This window comes from Rhizobacter fulvus, assembly GCF_964020785.1.
This window is the reverse complement of the sequence record NZ_OZ224516.1, coordinates 4559547-4575633: the sequence shown is the minus strand read 5'-3', so window position 1 is coordinate 4575633 and position 16087 is coordinate 4559547. Positions and strand designations below refer to the sequence as shown.

Sequence of the window (16087 nt, the reverse complement as noted above, 5' to 3'; positions counted from 1 at the left end):
GAATGAACGCCATGGCTCGTTGGAACATCGTCCTGCTCGCTGCGCTGCTCGGCCTGACCCTCGCCGTCCCCGCGTCGGCGCAGTGGAAGTGGCGCGACAAGGCCGGTCACACCCAGTACAGCGACCTGCCCCCGCCTCCGGGCACGCCCGAGAGCGCCATCCTGCAGCGCCCACGCGGCGGCAGCACGGCCGCCGCCCCGCGTGCGCCGATGGCGGCGGCCGCACCCGCCTCCGCCGCATCGGCCGCCCTGCCGCCCGCCGCCCGCGCCTCCGATCCGGAGCTCGAAGCCCGCCGCAAGAAGGCCGAACAGGAGATCGCGGACAAGAAGAAGGCCGAGGAAGATCGCATCGCCGCCGCGCGCGCAGAGAACTGCGGCCGGGCGAAGGAGGCGCTTCGCACGCTTGACAGCGGCATCCGCATGGCGCGCGTCAACGAGAAGGGCGAGCGCGTCGTGCTCGACGACGCCGCCCGCGCCGCCGAAACCAAGCGCGCCGAGTCCGCGGTCGCGAGCGACTGCAAGTAGGACGCGGCGCTCAGCGGCGCGGCGTGACCTGCGCGCGCTGGCGCCGCCGCCGCGCCTCCATCGGATCGACGCGAAGCGGCCGGTAAAGCTCGACCCGGTCGCGGTCCCGCAGCACCGCGTCCCGCGTACAGAACGCGCCCCAGATGCCGACCGGCAGCGTCTCCAGCGCGGCTTGCGGATGGCGCGCCTGCAGACCGCTGGCTCGAACGGCATCGGCCACCGTGGCGCCGGCCGGGAGCCGCAGTTCGACCTGGTCGACCTCGCCCGCGCGCGGGCTGTAGGCCACGCTGATGTTCAGGCCGGGCGCGGCGGCCTCAACGCTCGCCATAGACCTGCTCCGCCCGCTTGACGAACGAATCGACGAAGGTGTTGGCGATGCGGTCGAACACCGGGCTGATCAGCGCGTCGAGCGCGGCATTGGCGAAGCTGTAGCGCAACTCGAACTCGATCTTGCAGGCCTTGGCGTTTGCCCCGCCGTTGCTCGGCACCGGCACGAAGCGCCAGGTGCCGTCGAGCAGCGAGAACGGGCCGTCGACCAGCTTCAGCGTCACGCGCTCGTCGGCGGCCTGCACGTTGCGGGTCGTGAAGGCCTGGCGCACGCCGAGGTAGGACAGGTGCAGCCGCGCGGTCACGCCGTCGGCATGGGACTCGAGGACTTCCGCCTTCTCGCACCAGGGCAGGAACTTCGGGTAGTCGGCCACCGCGGTGACGAGCGCGTACATCTCGCGCGGCGAGTACCAGAGCAGGACCGACTTCTTGACATGCTTCATACAATGGCGAAATTGTATTGGGCACATCCGGCCCCACCTGAGTGCCCATGTCCATCGCCGAAAACCGCCGTGCCCATTTCGATTACCACCTCGAGGAACGCCACGAGGCCGGGATGGTGCTGCAAGGCTGGGAGATCAAGGCGATCCGCGCCGGCCAGGTGCAGCTGACTGACGGCTACGTGGTGATCCGCGACGGCGAGCTCTTCCTGATCGGCTGCCGGATCAACGCGCTGCGCAGCGCGTCGACCCACGTCAGCCCCGAGGCCGACCGCACCAAGAAGCTGTTGATGCGCAAGGAAGAGATCAAGCGACTGATCGGCAAGGTCGAGCAGAAGGGCTTCACGCTGGTGCCGCTGAACCTGCACTTCAAGGGCAGCCACGTGAAGGCCGAGATCGCGCTCGCCAAGGGCAAGGCCGAACACGACAAGCGCAACACCGAGAAGAAGAAGGACTGGGAGCGCGAGAAGGGCCGCCTGATGCGCCACAAGGTGTCGTCCAAACCCAGCCGTGACTGATTCCACCGCCGCCGCCGTCGTCCGGTTGCGCGAGATCGCCGACCTGCCCGGCCCGCGCGGCTGGCCGATCGTCGGCAACGCGTTCCAGATCGAACGCGCGCGCCTGCACCAGAACGCCGAGGCCTGGAGCCGCGAGTACGGGCCGTTCTTCCGCTTCAAGCTCGGCCCGCGCACGCTGCTGGGCGTCGCCGACCATGAAGCGCTGAGCGCGGCGCTGCGCGACCGGCCGGACGGCTTCCGCCGCACCAAGCACCTCGAGACCATCGGGCTCGAGATGGGCATGACGCCCGGCGTGTTCTCGGCCAACGGCGACACCTGGAAGCGCCAGCGCCGCATGGTGATGGCCGGCTTCGACCCGACCCACGTGCGGGCGTACTTCCCCTCGTTGCTGAAGGTCACGCAGCGGCTGCGCCAGCGCTGGACGCGCGCAGCGGCCGGGGGCGCGGCGATCGACCTGCAGCCCGAACTGATGCGCTTCACGGTCGACGCGATCGCCGGCCTCGCGTTCGGGGCCGACGTCAACACGCTGGAGTCGGATGACGAGGTCATCCAGCGCCACCTCGACAAGATCTTCCCGGCGCTGTTCAAGCGCGTGTTCGCGCTCGTGCCGTGGTGGCGCTGGTTCCCGCGCGCGGCCGACCGCGAACTCGAGCGCAGCATGGCCGCGGTCAACCAGGCGATCGCCGGCTTCATCGCGCAGGCACGGGAGCGGCTGGCGGCCGATGCAGCGCGACGCGCGCTGCCGCCGAACCTGCTGGAGGCGATGATCGTCGCGGCCGACGCCGGCGCGCGCGATGGCGCCGAGACGATCAGCGACCGCGAGGTCGCCGGCAACGTGCTGACGATGCTGCTCGCCGGCGAGGACACCACCGCCAACACGCTCGCCTGGCTGATCTACCTGCTGCACCGCCATCCCGAGACGCTGCAGCGCGCCCAGCGCGAGGTGCGTGATCTGGGGCTCGACGCCGCCGCGTTCACACCCGACCACCTGGCCGCGCTCGATTACCTCGAAGCCTGCGCGCACGAGACGATGCGGCTGAAGCCGGTCGGCCCGTTCCAGGTGATCGAGGCGCTGCGCGACACCGCGATCGCCGGCATCCGCGTCCCCAAGGGCACGAGCGTCTGGTGCGTGATGCGCGGCGACAGCCTGAGCGAGCGCCACTTCCCCGAGCCGCTGGCATTCAGGCCCGAGCGCTGGCTGCCGGAAGGCGGCGCGGGTTCGGCCAGTTCGGCCAAGCGCGTATCGATGCCGTTCGGCGCCGGGCCGCGCGTCTGCCCCGGCCGCTACCTCGCGCTGCTCGAGATCAAGATGGCGATGGCGATGTTGCTGAACCACTTCGACATCGACGCCGTGACGACCCCCGACGGCGGCGAGGCCGAGGAACTGCTGTCGTTCACGATGATGCCGGTCGGCCTGCGGATGCGGCTGCGCGCGCGCGCCGACTGAGCGTCAACCGTCCAGCGCGGCCAGCGCCTGCCTCGAGTCGGCGATCAGGTCGTCGACCGCCTCCAGGCCGAGCGAAAAGCGGACCAGCGTGCCGCGCCAGCGCGGCTTCTTGCGCATCATCGACAGGTCGTACGGCACGACCAGGCTGACCGGTCCGGCCCACGAAAAGCCGATCTTGAACAGCCGCAGCGCGTCGACGAAGGCATCGACCTGTCGCGCCGTGTAGCGCTCGTCGAACACCACTGAGAACAGGCCGGCCGACTGAGTGCACAGCCGCGCCCAGTGCTCGTGCCCGGGCGAGCCGCTCAGCGCCGGATGCAGCACCTGCGCGACCTCGGGCCGCGTCGCCCACCACTGCGCGAGCGTCCGCCCGGCGCGGTCGGCCGCGGCATAGCGCAGCGGCAGGCTCGGCAGCGCGCGCAGCAGCGCCTCGACATCGTTGGCGCCGACGCCCCAGCCCATCCGCATGTGCGCGGCGTTCAGCCTCAGGTGCAGGGCGGGATCGCGGGTCGTCACCGAACCCATCAGCACGTCGCCGCCACCCGAGGGGTACTTGGTCAGCGCGTGGGCCGAGACGTCGACGCCCAGTCCGTCTTCCAGTTCGAACGGGTTGAAGGCGAGCCCCGCGCCCCAGGTGTTGTCGAGCGCGACCAGCGCGCCCTTCGAGCGCGCGGCGCGCACCAGGTTCGGCACGTCGGGGAATTCCATCGTCACCGAGCCGGGCGGCTCGATCCAGACCAGCTTCGTCCGCGGCGTGACGCTGGCGGCGAGCGCGTTCGCGTCCATCGGGTCGTAGAAGCGATGCGCGATGCCCCAGCCGGCGAGCTCGTGCCGCGCGAGCTCCTTGTTCGGGTTGTAGGCGTTGTCGGGGATCAGCACCTCGTCGCCGGCGCGCAGCAGCGCCACGTCGGTCAGCGCGATCGCAGCCAGGCCGCTGGGCACCAGCACCGCATGCGAAGCGCCTTCAAGCGTCGCAATCCGCTCCTCGAGCGTGAAGGTTGTCGGCGTACCGTGCAGACCGTAGGTATAGCCGACCTTCTCCTTCCAGTTGCGCGCGCGCATCGCGGCGACGTTCGAGAAGATCACCGTCGAGGCCTTGAACACGCCGGGCTGCGGTGCGCTGAAGCCCGCGGGCGGCTGGTACGGGTGGTGGATCAGGGTCGTCTCGATCGACGGTTCGGGGGCGCGCTCGTTCATCGGGTTCTCGTCTGGGGACAGGCGGTCAGTCTATTCGAGCGGATTCAAACCAGCGGTTCGAGCGCTGCGAACAGGCTGGGGAGCAGCTCGCTCACGGTGGGGTGGATGAACATCGTCTGCGTGATCCGGGTGTACGGCAGGTCGGCGGCCATGGCGAGCAACAGCAACTGCACGACCTCGTCGGCCTCGATCCCGAACAGCGCAGCGCCGAGGATGCGCTCCGTCTGCGCGTCGACCAGCACCTTCATGAAGCCGGTCGTCTCGCCGCGCTCGCGCGCGCGGCCGACGCGTGCCATCGGGAAGGTCGCCACCCGGGCCGCACGGCCGCTCTGGCGCACTTCGGCTTCGCTCATGCCGATGCGGCCGAGCGGGGGGTCGGTGTAGAGCGCGTAGGCGCTGATGCGGTCCGAGACGCGACGCGTGCCGCCATCGAGCAGGTTGGCGGCGACGATCTCGTGGTCGTTGTACGAGGTGTGCGTGAACGCGCCCCTGCCGTTCACGTCGCCGAGCGCCCAGACGCCCGGCGCGCTGGTGCGCAGCTCGTCGTCGACGGTGATGAAGCCGCGCGCGTCCGTAGCGATGCCGGCCGCGGCGAGACCGAGGTCCGCCGTATTGGGCACGCGGCCAACCGCGAGCAGCAGGTGGCTGCCGTCGATCGCCTGCGTACTGCCCGCAGCATCGAACGCGACGCGCACGCCCGAGCCCTGCCGCGCCATCGAGAGGTTGGCCGCGCCGACCTGCACGTCGATCCCCTCGCCTTCCAGCAACGCACGCACCGCGGCGCTCACTTCGGCGTCCTCGCGGCCGATCAGCCGCGGGCCGGCCTCGATCACCGTGACGCGGCTGCCGAAGCGGCGGTACATCTGTGCGAACTCGAGCCCGATGTAGCTGCCGCCGACGATCACCAGGTGATCGGGCAGGAAGTCGACCGCCATCATCGAGGTGTTGGTCAAGTACGGCACGTCGCGCAGCCCGGGCCAGTCGGGCACGCTGGGCCGGCCGCCGGTGTTGACGAAGATCTTCGGCGCGCTCAAGTCGTCGGCACCGACACGCACCGTGTTCGGCCCGGTGAAACGCGCTTCGCCGCGGATGAGCTGCAGCGTCGGCAGGCCGCCGAGCCAGGTCGTCAGCCCGTTGATCGACTCGGCGACGACCGCGTCCTTGCGCGCCTTGACGGCCCGCATGTCGACCGCGACCTCGCCGCCGATCGACACGCCGTAGCGCGCCGCCGTGCGCGCCACATGCGCGGCGCGTGCGCTGGCCACCAGCGTCTTGGTCGGGATGCAGCCGTCGTTGACGCAGGTGCCGCCGAGGTGCTCGCGCTCGATCAATGCCACGCGCTGGCCGCGCTGCGCGAAGCGTGCCGCCAGCGAAGGCCCGGCCTGGCCGGCACCGATGACGATCGCGTCGAATTCCTGGTTCATCGCGGCTCCCGCAGTGGAAGCCGTGGACTCTACTGCGCGCGCCTCAGATCGGCACGCCGACCAGGTCGTGCCCCTGCGTGCCGACGATCTTCACGCGCGTGAACTCGCCGACTTTCAGTGTCTTGGACGCCTTCTCGGGCGGCAGCAGCTTCACGCTGCCGTCGATCTCCGGCGCATCCGCATACGAGCGGCCCACGCCGCCCTTGCGGCCCATCGCCGGCGCCGCGTCGACCAGCACCTGCATCGTCGCGCCAACGCGCTTGGCGAGCTTGGCGGCCGACACGGCTTCGGCCACCGCCATGAAGCGCGCGCGGCGCTCCTCGCGCAATTCGATCGGCAGCATGCCCGGCAGGTCGTTCGCCGTCGCGCCGTTCACGGCCGAATACGCGAACGCGCCGGCCCGGTCGATCTGCGCCTCGCGCATGAAATCCAGCAGGTGCTCGAACTCGGCCTCGGTCTCGCCCGGGAAGCCGGCGATGAAGGTGCTGCGGATCACGATCTCGGGGCAGGTCTCGCGCCAGCGCTGCAGCCGCTCCAGGTTCTTCTCGCCGTTGGCCGGCCGCTTCATGCGCATGAGCACATCGGGGTGCGAGTGCTGGAACGGCACGTCGAGGTACGGCAGGATGGCGCCGCTGGCCATCAGCGGCAGGATCGCGTCGACGTGCGGGTACGGATAGACGTAATGCAGCCGCACCCACGCGCCGTGCTTCGCAGCGAGTTCGGCGAGCCTCTCGCACAGATCGGTCATGTGGGTCTTGACCGGCCGGCCGTCCCAGAAGCCGGTGCGGAACTTGACGTCGACCCCGTAAGCACTGGTGTCCTGGCTGATGACCAGCAGCTCCTTGACGCCGGCCTCGAACAGGCGCTGCGCCTCGCCGAGCACGTCGCCGATCGGGCGCGAGACCAGGTCGCCGCGCATGCTCGGGATGATGCAGAACGAGCAACGGTGGTTGCAGCCCTCGCTGATCTTCAGATAGGCGTAGTGGCGCGGCGTGAGCTTGACGCCCTGCCCCGGCACGAGGTCGACGAACGGGTCGTGCGGCTTCGGGCTGTGAAGGTGGACCGCGTCCATCACCTCGTTCGTCGCGTGCGGGCCGGTGACGGCGAGCACGCTGGGGTGCATCTGACGCACCAGGTTGCCGCCGGCCTCGCCGGCCTTGGCACCGAGGCAGCCGGTGACGATGACCTTGCCATTCGCGGCCAGCGCCTCGCCGATCGTGTCGAGACTTTCCTTGACCGCGTCGTCGATGAAGCCGCAGGTGTTGACGATCACCAGGTCGGCGCCGGCAAACGTCTTCGAGGTGTCGTAGCCCTCGGCACGCAGCTGCGTCAGGATCAATTCCGAGTCGGTCAGCGCCTTCGGGCAGCCGAGCGAGACGAAACCGATCTTCGGGGCGGGGGTGGTGGTGGGACGGAGGGCGAGCGTGGGGTCGGTCATCCCGCCATTTTCGCCGATCAGCGAGCGGGCAGGACCTGGACCTCCAGCGCGGGGCAATCGAGCTTCGCCGGCACCATCGCGTCGCGCTGGCGCGGCGGACCCGTGGACACGTCGAATAGCGTCATGCGTGGCGTGACCCGGTAGCGGCCCGGCGCGGTGAAATCGAAGGGCTGCGCGAGGTCGACGCTCGCGTGCCGGCTGCGGCCAGCGGCGATGGCCACGTACTCGTCGGCAGCCGGATCGCCGCGCTTGACCATCGGGCCGGTGTAGCGCAGCAGGTTGCCGTTGTGCATGACCTGGACGTAGGGACCGAACCAACCCTCGAATGGCGTGGCCCAGTTCAGCACACGCACCGCGGCCGGGCCGCGGTTGGTGAGCGTGAAGCGCATCGGCACCGGCTGGCCGGCCTCGATGCGAGCCGGTGCGGAGAGCTTGCAGACGAGGTCAGGCGCGGCCGACACGGACATTGCCGAGAAGGAGATCGCCAATCCGGCGATCAAAGCGCGCCGCTTCGGCCTCACGGCCGCGACGGCGTGTTCTCGGCGAAGTATTCGTGGCTGTCAGCGTTGTCGAGCGCCTTGGCCGGATCGCTGATCGCCAGCGAATTGGCCGCCGACTGCCCGTACGCCCAGTCATCGGTGCTGGCGACGACATTGAAGTGCGACATCTCGTGGACCAGCGTGCCGCCCTTCGAATCGGTGCCGGTCATCGGCGCGTTCCAGAAGGCTCCGCAGAGGTAGATCTTGTACGGCTGCGTGGGGTAAACGTAGGCGTACACGCTGGGCTTCTTGCACTTGCAGTCGAGCACCAGCGCCTGCGACGTGAACGCGCTCTGTTCGGCCGCGAAATGCGATCTCGCAGTATTCCACCCGGCATTGCTGAACGCACCGAACCACGTGGTGTAGCGCGCCGTGGCCGACGGCGTGGCGCTCAGGTAGGTGTTGGCCGACGTCGCGTAACTGGATGCGGCGGCCACCGCCTCGACCAGCAGATTCTTCTGTGACGCCGAGCAGTTGCCGGTGTACGAGATCGACGAACCAGTTGCCGACGGTGCTGGCGGATTCGCCGCCACCTTCCCGCTGCGCCCCTCGAGCCACACGTAGAGCGGCGCCGACGTCTTCAGCGTCGCCTCGTCGTCGTGCTTGCCGCGGCTCACGTACTCGATCGCGTAGCGCCCGCTCTGCGACAAATCGTAGGCGCCGGTCAGTTCGGCCTGGAAGCTGATCGACTCGCCGGGCTGCAGCTTGACCTTGTCGTTCGCGCCCGGCGCAGCGCGCTTGACCAACGGGCCGAGGTAGTCGACGATCTGGTCGTCGCGCGTGACCTTGAACAGCGGGCCTTCGAGCTCGTCGCCCGGCAGCTGCCACTTCAGCAGGTTGACCGGGTGGCGCGCCGTGTTGGTGACGGTGACCGTCACGTTGACGTCGACATCGCCCCGCAGCACCGGCGTCGGCACCGTGAGCCGCACGTCGATGGTGGCGGGCGCCGCCTGGGCGAGCGCGGCAGCGGCGCACAGGATGGCGGCAAGAGAAGTCTGGGGGTAACGCGACATGGACAGGCTCCTGGTCAGTGGTGGCGGTAGGACGGTGCGCTTCAACGCTTCGGTGGCTTGAACCCCGGCATGCCCGGGAACAGGGCGCCGGCCTGCTTGGCCATCTGCTCCTGCATCTGCGAGAACATCTTGCGCGACTGTTCCATGTAGTTGCCCATCAGGTTCTGCACGACCGGGGCCTGGCCGTTGAGGAACTGGGACCACATCTCGGGCGTCTGCGCGGTCGGGTCGAGCAGGCCCTTGGACTGCTCGGCCAGGCGGGCCTGGATCTCGGTGAAGGTCTGCAGGTTCTTCTCGAGGTAGGAACCCATCATTCCCTGCATGGAGTGGCCGTAGAAGCGGATGATCTGCGCCAGCATGGGCGCCGAGAACATCGGCACGCCGCCGCTCTCCTCCTCGAGGATGATCTGCAGCAGGATGCTGCGGGTCAGGTCCTCGCCGGTCTTGGCGTCGCGCACCTCGAAGCTCTCGGCCGACAGCACCATCGCCTTCACGTCGGCGAGCGTGATGTAGCTGCTGAGCTGGGTGTCGTAGAGCCGCCGGTTCGGGTACTTCTTGAGGACGCGCGGGCCGCCGGTGGGGACCGGGGCCGCATCGGCGGGAGCGTCAGGCTCGGCGCTCGCGACCGACTTCACTGCGCGGCGGGACTGGGCCATTCGGCGTCTCCTGGGTCGTTGTGCAACTGCACAATGATTCTAGGAGGGCCCCCGGCCCGGCTCCGGAGGGTTTTCCCGCTCGATGCGCGCGCCGCGTTCAGGGTTGGTACTTCCAGGCGCCGTTCTCGATCTTGACCATCACGCGGGCGCGCTGGTCGAGGCCGAGGTGGTCGGTCTTGGACATGTTGAAGATGCCGTGCGCGCCGTGCACCTCCTTGGTGTTCTCGAGCGCATCGCGCAGCGCGGCGCGGAACTCGGGCGTGCCCGGCTTGGCCGTCTTCAGGGCGTTGGCGACCGCCACCTGCATCAGCATGCCCACGTCCCACATGTGACCGCCGAAGGTCGAGACCGAGCCCTTGCCGTAGGCCGCCTCGTACTTCGCGACATAGTCGAGCGCCGACTTCTTCACCGGGTTGCTCGCCGGCAGCTGCGCGGCCACCAGCACCGGGCCCGACGGCAGCAGCGTGCCCTCGACGTCCTTGCCGCCGACGCGCAGGAAGTCGTTGTTCGCGACGCCGTGGGTCTGGTAGTACTTGCCGGCGTAGCCGCGCTCCTTCAGCGCGCGCTGCGGCAGCACCGCGGGCGTGCCCGAGCCGGCCACCAGCACCGCGTCCGGCTTGGCGGCGACGATCTTCAGCACCTGGCCGGTCACGGACGTGTCGGTGCGGGCGTAGCGCTCGTTGGCGACGATGGTCAGCCCCTTCAACGCGGCGGCCTTCGAGAACTCCGCGAACCAGCCTTCGCCGTAGGCGTCGGCGAAGCCGATGAAGCCGACCGTCTTGACGCCGTTGTCGGCCATGCTCGCGGCGATCGCGAGCGACATCATGATGTCGTTCTGCGGCGTCTTGAAGACCCAGCGCTTCTTCGCGTCGACCGGCTCGACGATGCGGGCCGACGCGGCCATCGAGATCATCGGCGTCTGGTTCTCGGCGACGACGTCGATCATCGCCAGCGAGTTCGGCGTGACGGTCGAGCCGAGGATCACGTCGACCTTGTTCTCGGTGATCAGCTTGCGGGTGTTGCTCACCGCCATCGTCGTGTCGGACGCGTCGTCGAGCACGATGTAGTTGATCTTCTGCCCGCCGATGGTCTGCGGCATCAGCGCGACCGTGTTCTTCTGCGGGATGCCGAGCGACGCGGCCGGGCCGGTGGCCGAGACGGTGACACCGACGTTGACGTCGGCGTGGGCCAGCGTGGCCGCCGCGAAGGTGGCGGCCAGGGCGATCAGGGTCTTCTTCAGCTTCATGCAATGTCTCCGGTGTTCAGAAGGGGAAAGGGTGTCTCAGGCGCGCCGTGCGACGCGCTTGGCGCTGGCCGGTTGCGGGCGAGGCTGCGACCCGGCGACCTGCACCGAGTTCAACCCGCCGAAGAAAAGATCCGCGACGATCGGCGCCATCGCCGCGTGGGTGAGCTTGCCGCCGGGCTGCAGCCACGTGAACATCCAGTTCATCATGCCGAACAGCAGCATCGTCACGGGCTTGTGCAGTTCGGTGGCGCGCAGATCGGGCCGGCTCTCGGCGATCGCTTCGGCGAACGCATTGACGACCTCGCGCTGGCCGTCCAGCACGCGCTCGCGGTCGGCCGGCTCGAGGAATTTGACGTCCTCGGTCAGCACGCGGTGGGCCGCCTGCGCGTGCGCATAGACCTCGAGAAAGCTCGCGATCAGCGCCCGCACGCGCGCCTGCGGATCGAGCGGCTGCTGCTGCGCCTGTGCGACCAGTTCCTTCAGGCGGCCGACGTGGTCCTCGGCGATCTCGACCAGCAGTTGATACTTGTCGCGCACGTAGTGGTAGAGCGAGGGCTTGGACACGCCGCAGGCGAGCGCAACCTGGTTCATGGAGGTCGCGGTGTAGCCCTGCCGCGCGAACAGGTCCGCCGCGCGCGCGAGGATCTCCTCGCGCTGCGTGTCGTAGCCGGGGGCGCGACCGCGGGGCATCGGGCGGGGAGCGCTCAGCGGTCCGTGAAGGTCGCCGGGCGCTTCGCGATGAACGCGGCCACGCCTTCGAGGTAGTCGTGCGACGCGCTCAGGCGGCTCTGCCAGCGGCCTTCGTTGTCGAGCGCTTCGGCGTAGCCCAGGTGCATGGCCTGGTCGAGCGCCGCGCGCGTGGCCGCCAGGGCGGCGACGGGCATCGCCGCCAGGCGTTCGGCGGTGGCGCTCACCTCGGCGGCGAACGCCGTGTCGTCGACGCACTTCCAGATCAGGCCGATGCGCTGGGCTTCCTCGGCCGGCAGCTTGTCGCCTGTCATCGCCAGCGCCAGGGCATTCGCGCGGCCGACCAGTCGCGGCAGCAGCCATGTCCCACCGGCATCGGGCACGAGGCCGATCTTCGAGAACGCCTGGATGAAGCTGGCCGAGCGGGTGGCGATCACCAGGTCGCAGCCGAGCGCGATGCTGGCGCCCGCGCCGGCCGCCACGCCGTTCACCGCGGCGATCACCGGCACCGGCATCGCCCGCAGGCGCAACGCCAGCGGCTTGTAGAAGCGTTCGATCACGTTGCCGACGTCGGTCGGCCTGGCCCCCGGCGTGAGGTCCGGCGCGACGGCCGGGTCGGCCAGATCCTGCCCGGCGCAGAAGCCGCGGCCGGCGCCGGTGAGCACCAGACAGCGGACCGACCGGTCGCCTTCGACGGCGGACAACGCGGCGGCCAGTTCCTCGTGCATCTGCGACGTGAAACTGTTCAGCGCCTTCGGCCGGTTCAGCGTGATCGTGCACACCGCGCCGGACCGCGCGCTCAGCACCAGGGAATCGTCGGACATCATGGGTCTCCAGCGGCGGACCGAGTGCGCACCCGCAGCGCGTGGCGCGTCAACATACTCGACCGACCGGTCAGTAAAGTTTAGTTCGGTTTGCGGTCGGTCGAGCGGCCGCGCGACCGAGGGCTTACCCGCGGATGCCGCAGCAGCGCGAGCAGGCCGCGCTCGGGCGCCGACAAGCCCGCGCGACGCACCGGCGACAGCGGCGCGATGGCGTCGCCCTCACCCGTCAACAGGCCCAGCACGCGCGGGTGCACGTAGGCCTTGCGGCACACCGCCACCGTGTTGCCGAGCCGGGCCGCCACGTCGCTGAGCAAGCGCTTGGCGCCGGCCAATGTCGGCTTGGCGGCCTCGGCCGGATCGAGCGCGCACCACAACTGCAGCGCCAGCACGCTGCCGTGCCAGGTGCGGAAGTCCTTCGCGGTGAACTCGCCGTCGCTGGCGGTGCGCAGGTAGTCGTTGACGTCGGACGAGCCGACGACGTGCGGTACGCCCTGGTCGTCGAGGTACTGGAACAGTTCCTGCCCCGGCAGCGCCTGGCACCGCCGCACGACGCGCGCGACCCGCCGGTCGCCCAGGCGGACCTGGTGCTCCACGCCGCTCTTGCCGCGAAAGCGCAGCGTCAGCGCCTCGCCCCTGACCCGGGCGTGACGATTGCGCAGCGTGGTCAGGCCATACGATCCGTTGCTGCGCGCGTACTCGTCGTTGCCGACCCGCATGAATGTCGTGTCGAGCAGGCGCACGATCGCGGCGATTACGGTGTCGCGCAGCACCTGCTGGCCGACCGGCGCCGACAGGTCGCGTTGCACGCGGGCGCGGATGCGCGGCAAGGCGCTGCCGAACTCGGCCAGGCGCTCGAACTTGCTGTCGTCGCGGGCGCTGCGCCAGTCGGCGTGGTAACGGTACTGCTTGCGGCCGCGCGCGTCACGCCCGGTTGCCTGCAGGTGGCCATGCGGCAGCGGGCAGATCCAGACCTTCGTGTAGGCCGGCGGGATTGCCAGCTTGCGAATCCGCTGCAGCTGCTCGGCATCGCGCAGCGGTCGGCCGTCCGGCATCACGTAGCCGAAGCCGGTGCCCCGCTTGACACGGCGGATGCCCGGCGTGTCGTCGCTGACGTAGACCAGCCCGCGCGGCGCGGCCGGCAGCGCCTGGTCCGCTACGCCCACGGCAGGCCGGCCGACGCCCTCACCGTTCGAGCGCCTTGGACAACTCGGCCTTGTTCATCCGCGAGCGGCCCTTGACGCCGCGTTCGCTCGCTTCGTTGCGCAGCTGGGCCAGCGTGCGCCCTCCTGCGCCGGAATGCGAGCGCTGCCCGCCCCGCCGGCTGGCGGGCATGTCGTTCACCGACGAGGCGCTGGCGGTCTTCGATTCGCCGTGCTGCGCCCGCTCCTTGTTGACGGTGCGGGCCGCGATCTCCTCGGCGACCTTGTCGCTCTTGCCGCGATCGTGCAGGCTGTCCTTGATGTGCTCGTACTGGCGCTCGCGCTTGGCGCTCCAGGTGTTGCGCGGCATGGTGCTTCCTTTCGCAGGCACGTTGAGGGTGGACGGCCACCGGCGGCCTGTTGTCCGGTGGTTCGCGGACGGGATCGGGATGTTCGGTGGGCTGCGGATCCTCGACCGGCACCACGTCCGGGCCGGGCACGGGGGGTCGCGTCGGCGGCCGGTTCGGCACGTCCGACGGGGTCGGGGGTTCGGTGTGGTCGAAGTGGATCATCAGGTCGTCTCCGCCGGTTCGAAATCGAGGGCCTTCATCGCGCGCGCCAAAGTCTGGCGCGACGCACTGAAGCCGCCCCATGCCGTCTGGTCCAGTCGCAGGCGCGGTTCGACGTTGCGCACGGTCCAGTGCGCACCGCTCTCGACCTGCGCCAGCTCGCTCCAGTCGATCGGCACCGACACGCCCAACCCGGGGCGCGCGCGCGCCGACCAGGCGGCCGCGGTGGTCGAGCCCCAGCCATTGCGCAGGTAGTCGATGAAGATTTTGCCGACCCGGTTGCGCGGTCCGCTCTTTGCGACGAATCGCTGTGGCACGACCTCGGCCATGCGCGCCACGACGGCGTGCGCAACCTGGCGCACCACCTGCCAATCGTGCCGCGGCGCCAGCGGCACGACCACGTGCAGGCCCTTGCCGCCGCTGGTCTTGACCCAGCTCGCCAGCTTCAGCTCACCGAGGAACGCGTGGACGAGCGTGGCGGCCTCGCGCACCTCGGGCCAGGCGACACCCTCACCCGGATCGAGGTCGAACACCATCCGGTCGGCGCGCGGGATGGTTCGCGTCGTCATGTTCCAGGTGTGGAACTCGACCACGTTCATCTGCGCCGCGGAGCGCAAGCCGCGCGCCGCCGCGACCACCAGCAGCGGCTCGTGACCCGGATCGAGGGCCGGATCGAGCAGGTCGATGCCGTCCATCGCGGCGGCAGCGGCGTGCTTCTGAAAGAACAGTTCGCCGGCCACGCCATCCGGCGCGCGCACCAGCGCGACCGGCCGCGCCTTCAAGTGCGGGAGCATGGATGAAGCGACGCGCTCGTAGTAGTCGACCAGTTCGCCCTTGGTGACGCCGCTCGCCGCGTCGATCACGCGCTCGGCGTGGGTGATGGGGGTCGGCTGGTGGGTGGCCATCGTGGCGCTACCCGGTGCGTCGCTTCTTCGCGGACGCGCTCTTGGGGCGTGCGGCTCGAGTTGTCTTGCGTGCCGTCGCGGGTGCCGCGGCGCCCCCTGCCTTGCCCTCCAGGCTGCGCTTGAGCAACTCGGTCAGGTCGATGATGTCGGCCGTCTTGCCGCCCGCCTCGACCGGCGCCTGCGGGACGACCGTTTCGGTGTCGCCGGATGCGACCTTGCGCTTGACCAGCGCCATCACCTCGTCGGTGAAGGAGTCGCGGTAGTCGTCTGCCTTGAACGGCCTGGTCATGTCCTCGACCAGCTGCGTGGCCATCTTCAGCTCCGCCTCGGTCAGGCCGGCCCCCTTGCTGCCCGCCGCAGGCAGGTTCAGCTCGGTCCACGGCTTGATGTCCGCCCCCCAGCGCAGCAGGTTGAGCACCAGCGCTGGCCCGACCGGCACCAGCGCGGCCAGGTGCTGCTTGGTCTGGATCACCACGCGGGCCACGCCGATGCGCTGCGTCTTCGCAAGCGTCTCGCGCAGCAATGCATAGACCTTGGCGCCCTTGCCGGTCGGCGCCAGATAGTAGGGTCGGTCCAGGAAGACGAACGGGATCTCCGCCGCGCCGACGAACGCCTCGATGTCGATCGACTGGGTGGACCGGGGATACGCCGCGGCGATCTCCTCGTCGCTGACCACGACGTACTGGCCGTCCTCGACCTCGACGCCCTTGACGATGTTCGTCTTGTCGATCTCCTTGCCGGTCTTCTTGTTGATGCGTTTGTAGCCGACCGGGTCCATGCTGCGCTTGTCGAGCCAGTCGAAGTCGACGCCGTGGTCGGCGGTCGCGGTGTGCAGACTGACCGGGATGTGGACGAGCCCGAACGCGATGGCGCCCTTCCAGAGGATGCGCGAGCCGGTGGCCATCTCGCGCGTGCGCCTCAGCGCAACTCGTAGCAGCGCATCGCCTGCTGCGGCGACGGCGGCGGCACGATCGCTTGGAGCATGCCGTCGATCGGCGTCGGGCACGGGGTGGCACTGCGCAGCAGGCTGTCGACGATGAAACCGTCTTCCTCGATGACTTCGCCGAGCAGGTGACTGCGGCTGTCGAACAGCAGCGCTCGTGGCGCATCGTCCAGCAGCAACAGGAATTTGGGAGGTGTGTTCATGGCAACGATGCTACGCAGGCCGACCCGCCATCCCCAGTCGTGTCGGCC

19 protein-coding genes are annotated in these 16087 nt (G+C 69.7%); 3 read left to right on the top strand and 16 right to left on the bottom strand.

Going from position 1 to position 16087, the window contains the following annotated elements; translation table 11 throughout:
* Window positions 1–2 precede the first annotated feature (2 nt).
* The gene (locus ACWH49_RS21800) at window positions 3–524 is read left to right on the top strand and encodes a DUF4124 domain-containing protein (RefSeq protein WP_448173362.1); all 522 of its coding nucleotides are present in this window, start codon (window positions 3–5) and stop codon (window positions 522–524) included.
* A gap of 10 nt (window positions 525–534) precedes the next feature.
* Here the strand turns inward: ACWH49_RS21800 and ACWH49_RS21795 are convergent, their stop codons facing one another.
* Both ACWH49_RS21795 and ACWH49_RS21790 read right to left on the bottom strand, forming a co-directional pair.
* Window positions 535–852, bottom strand: coding sequence for an RnfH family protein (locus ACWH49_RS21795; protein ID WP_448173361.1), 318 nt, complete (start codon window positions 850–852; stop codon window positions 535–537).
* Window positions 839–1294 (bottom strand): type II toxin-antitoxin system RatA family toxin, encoded by a 456-nt coding sequence (locus tag ACWH49_RS21790; RefSeq protein ID WP_448173360.1) that lies wholly within the window; start codon window positions 1292–1294, stop codon window positions 839–841. The genes ACWH49_RS21795 and ACWH49_RS21790 overlap by 14 nt, the downstream gene beginning before the upstream one ends.
* Window positions 1295–1341: 47 nt before the next feature.
* Here ACWH49_RS21790 and smpB point away from each other — a divergent pair, with 47 nt between their 5' ends.
* The gene (gene smpB, locus ACWH49_RS21785; RefSeq protein ID WP_448173359.1) at window positions 1342–1809 is read left to right on the top strand and encodes an SsrA-binding protein SmpB; all 468 of its coding nucleotides are present in this window, start codon (window positions 1342–1344) and stop codon (window positions 1807–1809) included.
* Window positions 1802–3256 (top strand): cytochrome P450, encoded by a 1455-nt coding sequence (locus ACWH49_RS21780; RefSeq protein WP_448173358.1) that lies wholly within the window; start codon window positions 1802–1804, stop codon window positions 3254–3256. The genes smpB and ACWH49_RS21780 overlap by 8 nt, the downstream gene beginning before the upstream one ends.
* 3 nt (window positions 3257–3259) lie before the next feature.
* Here ACWH49_RS21780 and ACWH49_RS21775 read toward each other — a convergent pair whose 3' ends face one another.
* The 14 genes from ACWH49_RS21775 to ACWH49_RS21710 form a co-directional block, all read right to left on the bottom strand.
* On the bottom strand, window positions 3260–4453 hold the full coding sequence (locus tag ACWH49_RS21775; protein WP_448173357.1) for a PLP-dependent transferase: 1194 nt from the start codon (window positions 4451–4453) through the stop codon (window positions 3260–3262).
* Window positions 4454–4497: 44 nt separating this feature from the next.
* Entirely contained in the window at window positions 4498–5877 is a 1380-nt protein-coding gene (locus ACWH49_RS21770) for an FAD-containing oxidoreductase (RefSeq protein ID WP_448173356.1), read from the bottom strand.
* Between the two features lie 43 nt (window positions 5878–5920).
* Window positions 5921–7315: a 30S ribosomal protein S12 methylthiotransferase RimO gene (gene rimO, locus ACWH49_RS21765; RefSeq protein WP_448173355.1), complete on the bottom strand. Its 1395-nt coding sequence runs from the start codon at window positions 7313–7315 to the stop codon at window positions 5921–5923.
* A 17-nt stretch (window positions 7316–7332) separates the two neighbouring features.
* Entirely contained in the window at window positions 7333–7776 is a 444-nt protein-coding gene (locus ACWH49_RS21760) for a hypothetical protein (protein WP_448173354.1), read from the bottom strand.
* 56 nt (window positions 7777–7832) lie between these two features.
* On the bottom strand, window positions 7833–8867 hold the full coding sequence (locus ACWH49_RS21755) for a M35 family metallo-endopeptidase (protein ID WP_448173353.1): 1035 nt from the start codon (window positions 8865–8867) through the stop codon (window positions 7833–7835).
* Window positions 8868–8908: 41 nt separating this feature from the next.
* A complete protein-coding gene (phaR, locus tag ACWH49_RS21750) occupies window positions 8909–9523 on the bottom strand; it encodes a polyhydroxyalkanoate synthesis repressor PhaR (RefSeq protein WP_056468956.1) in 615 nt (204 codons plus the stop codon).
* Window positions 9524–9620: 97 nt separating this feature from the next.
* Complete coding sequence (locus ACWH49_RS21745; protein ID WP_448173352.1) at window positions 9621–10769, bottom strand: ABC transporter substrate-binding protein; 1149 nt, start codon at window positions 10767–10769, stop codon at window positions 9621–9623.
* A 36-nt stretch (window positions 10770–10805) separates the two neighbouring features.
* Window positions 10806–11459, bottom strand: a complete 654-nt coding sequence (locus ACWH49_RS21740; RefSeq protein ID WP_056468950.1) for a TetR/AcrR family transcriptional regulator — start codon at window positions 11457–11459, stop codon at window positions 10806–10808.
* A 14-nt stretch (window positions 11460–11473) separates the two neighbouring features.
* Window positions 11474–12280: an enoyl-CoA hydratase-related protein gene (locus tag ACWH49_RS21735; protein WP_056468947.1), complete on the bottom strand. Its 807-nt coding sequence runs from the start codon at window positions 12278–12280 to the stop codon at window positions 11474–11476.
* Between the two features lie 80 nt (window positions 12281–12360).
* Window positions 12361–13443, bottom strand: a complete 1083-nt coding sequence (locus tag ACWH49_RS21730; RefSeq protein WP_448173351.1) for a DNA topoisomerase IB — start codon at window positions 13441–13443, stop codon at window positions 12361–12363.
* Between the two features lie 19 nt (window positions 13444–13462).
* Window positions 13463–13789, bottom strand: a complete 327-nt coding sequence (locus ACWH49_RS21725) for a Rho termination factor N-terminal domain-containing protein (RefSeq protein ID WP_448173350.1) — start codon at window positions 13787–13789, stop codon at window positions 13463–13465.
* A gap of 201 nt (window positions 13790–13990) precedes the next feature.
* Window positions 13991–14893 carry a non-homologous end-joining DNA ligase gene (gene ligD, locus ACWH49_RS21720; RefSeq protein WP_448173349.1) on the bottom strand — a complete coding sequence of 301 codons (903 nt, stop codon included), beginning with the start codon at window positions 14891–14893 and terminating at the stop codon, window positions 13991–13993.
* 7 nt (window positions 14894–14900) lie between these two features.
* Entirely contained in the window at window positions 14901–15797 is an 897-nt protein-coding gene (gene ku / locus ACWH49_RS21715; RefSeq protein ID WP_448173348.1) for a non-homologous end joining protein Ku, read from the bottom strand.
* Window positions 15798–15811: 14 nt separating this feature from the next.
* A complete protein-coding gene (locus ACWH49_RS21710) occupies window positions 15812–16039 on the bottom strand; it encodes a hypothetical protein (protein ID WP_448173347.1) in 228 nt (75 codons plus the stop codon).
* Between the last annotated feature and the right edge of the window lie 48 nt (window positions 16040–16087).

Excerpts from the sequence above, each read along its gene's own strand:
- ACWH49_RS21725 (WP_448173350.1), bottom strand. The coding sequence starts at position 13,789 with ATGCCGCGCAACACCTGGAGCGCCAAGCGCGAGCGCCAGTACGAGCAC.
- ACWH49_RS21735 (WP_056468947.1), bottom strand. The coding sequence starts at position 12,280 with ATGTCCGACGATTCCCTGGTGCTGAGCGCGCGGTCCGGCGCGGTGTGC.
- ACWH49_RS21745 (WP_448173352.1), bottom strand. The coding sequence starts at position 10,769 with ATGAAGCTGAAGAAGACCCTGATCGCCCTGGCCGCCACCTTCGCGGCG.
- ligD (WP_448173349.1), bottom strand. The coding sequence starts at position 14,893 with ATGGCCACCCACCAGCCGACCCCCATCACCCACGCCGAGCGCGTGATC.
- ACWH49_RS21710 (WP_448173347.1), bottom strand. The coding sequence starts at position 16,039 with ATGAACACACCTCCCAAATTCCTGTTGCTGCTGGACGATGCGCCACGA.
- ACWH49_RS21740 (WP_056468950.1), bottom strand. The coding sequence starts at position 11,459 with ATGCCCCGCGGTCGCGCCCCCGGCTACGACACGCAGCGCGAGGAGATC.
- ACWH49_RS21790 (WP_448173360.1), bottom strand. The coding sequence starts at position 1,294 with ATGAAGCATGTCAAGAAGTCGGTCCTGCTCTGGTACTCGCCGCGCGAG.
- ACWH49_RS21800 (WP_448173362.1), top strand. The coding sequence starts at position 3 with ATGAACGCCATGGCTCGTTGGAACATCGTCCTGCTCGCTGCGCTGCTC.
- smpB (WP_448173359.1), top strand. The coding sequence starts at position 1,342 with ATGTCCATCGCCGAAAACCGCCGTGCCCATTTCGATTACCACCTCGAG.
- ACWH49_RS21755 (WP_448173353.1), bottom strand. The coding sequence starts at position 8,867 with ATGTCGCGTTACCCCCAGACTTCTCTTGCCGCCATCCTGTGCGCCGCT.
- phaR (WP_056468956.1), bottom strand. The coding sequence starts at position 9,523 with ATGGCCCAGTCCCGCCGCGCAGTGAAGTCGGTCGCGAGCGCCGAGCCT.
- ku (WP_448173348.1), bottom strand. The coding sequence starts at position 15,797 with ATGGCCACCGGCTCGCGCATCCTCTGGAAGGGCGCCATCGCGTTCGGG.
- ACWH49_RS21795 (WP_448173361.1), bottom strand. The coding sequence starts at position 852 with ATGGCGAGCGTTGAGGCCGCCGCGCCCGGCCTGAACATCAGCGTGGCC.
- ACWH49_RS21770 (WP_448173356.1), bottom strand. The coding sequence starts at position 5,877 with ATGAACCAGGAATTCGACGCGATCGTCATCGGTGCCGGCCAGGCCGGG.
- ACWH49_RS21775 (WP_448173357.1), bottom strand. The coding sequence starts at position 4,453 with ATGAACGAGCGCGCCCCCGAACCGTCGATCGAGACGACCCTGATCCAC.
- rimO (WP_448173355.1), bottom strand. The coding sequence starts at position 7,315 with ATGACCGACCCCACGCTCGCCCTCCGTCCCACCACCACCCCCGCCCCG.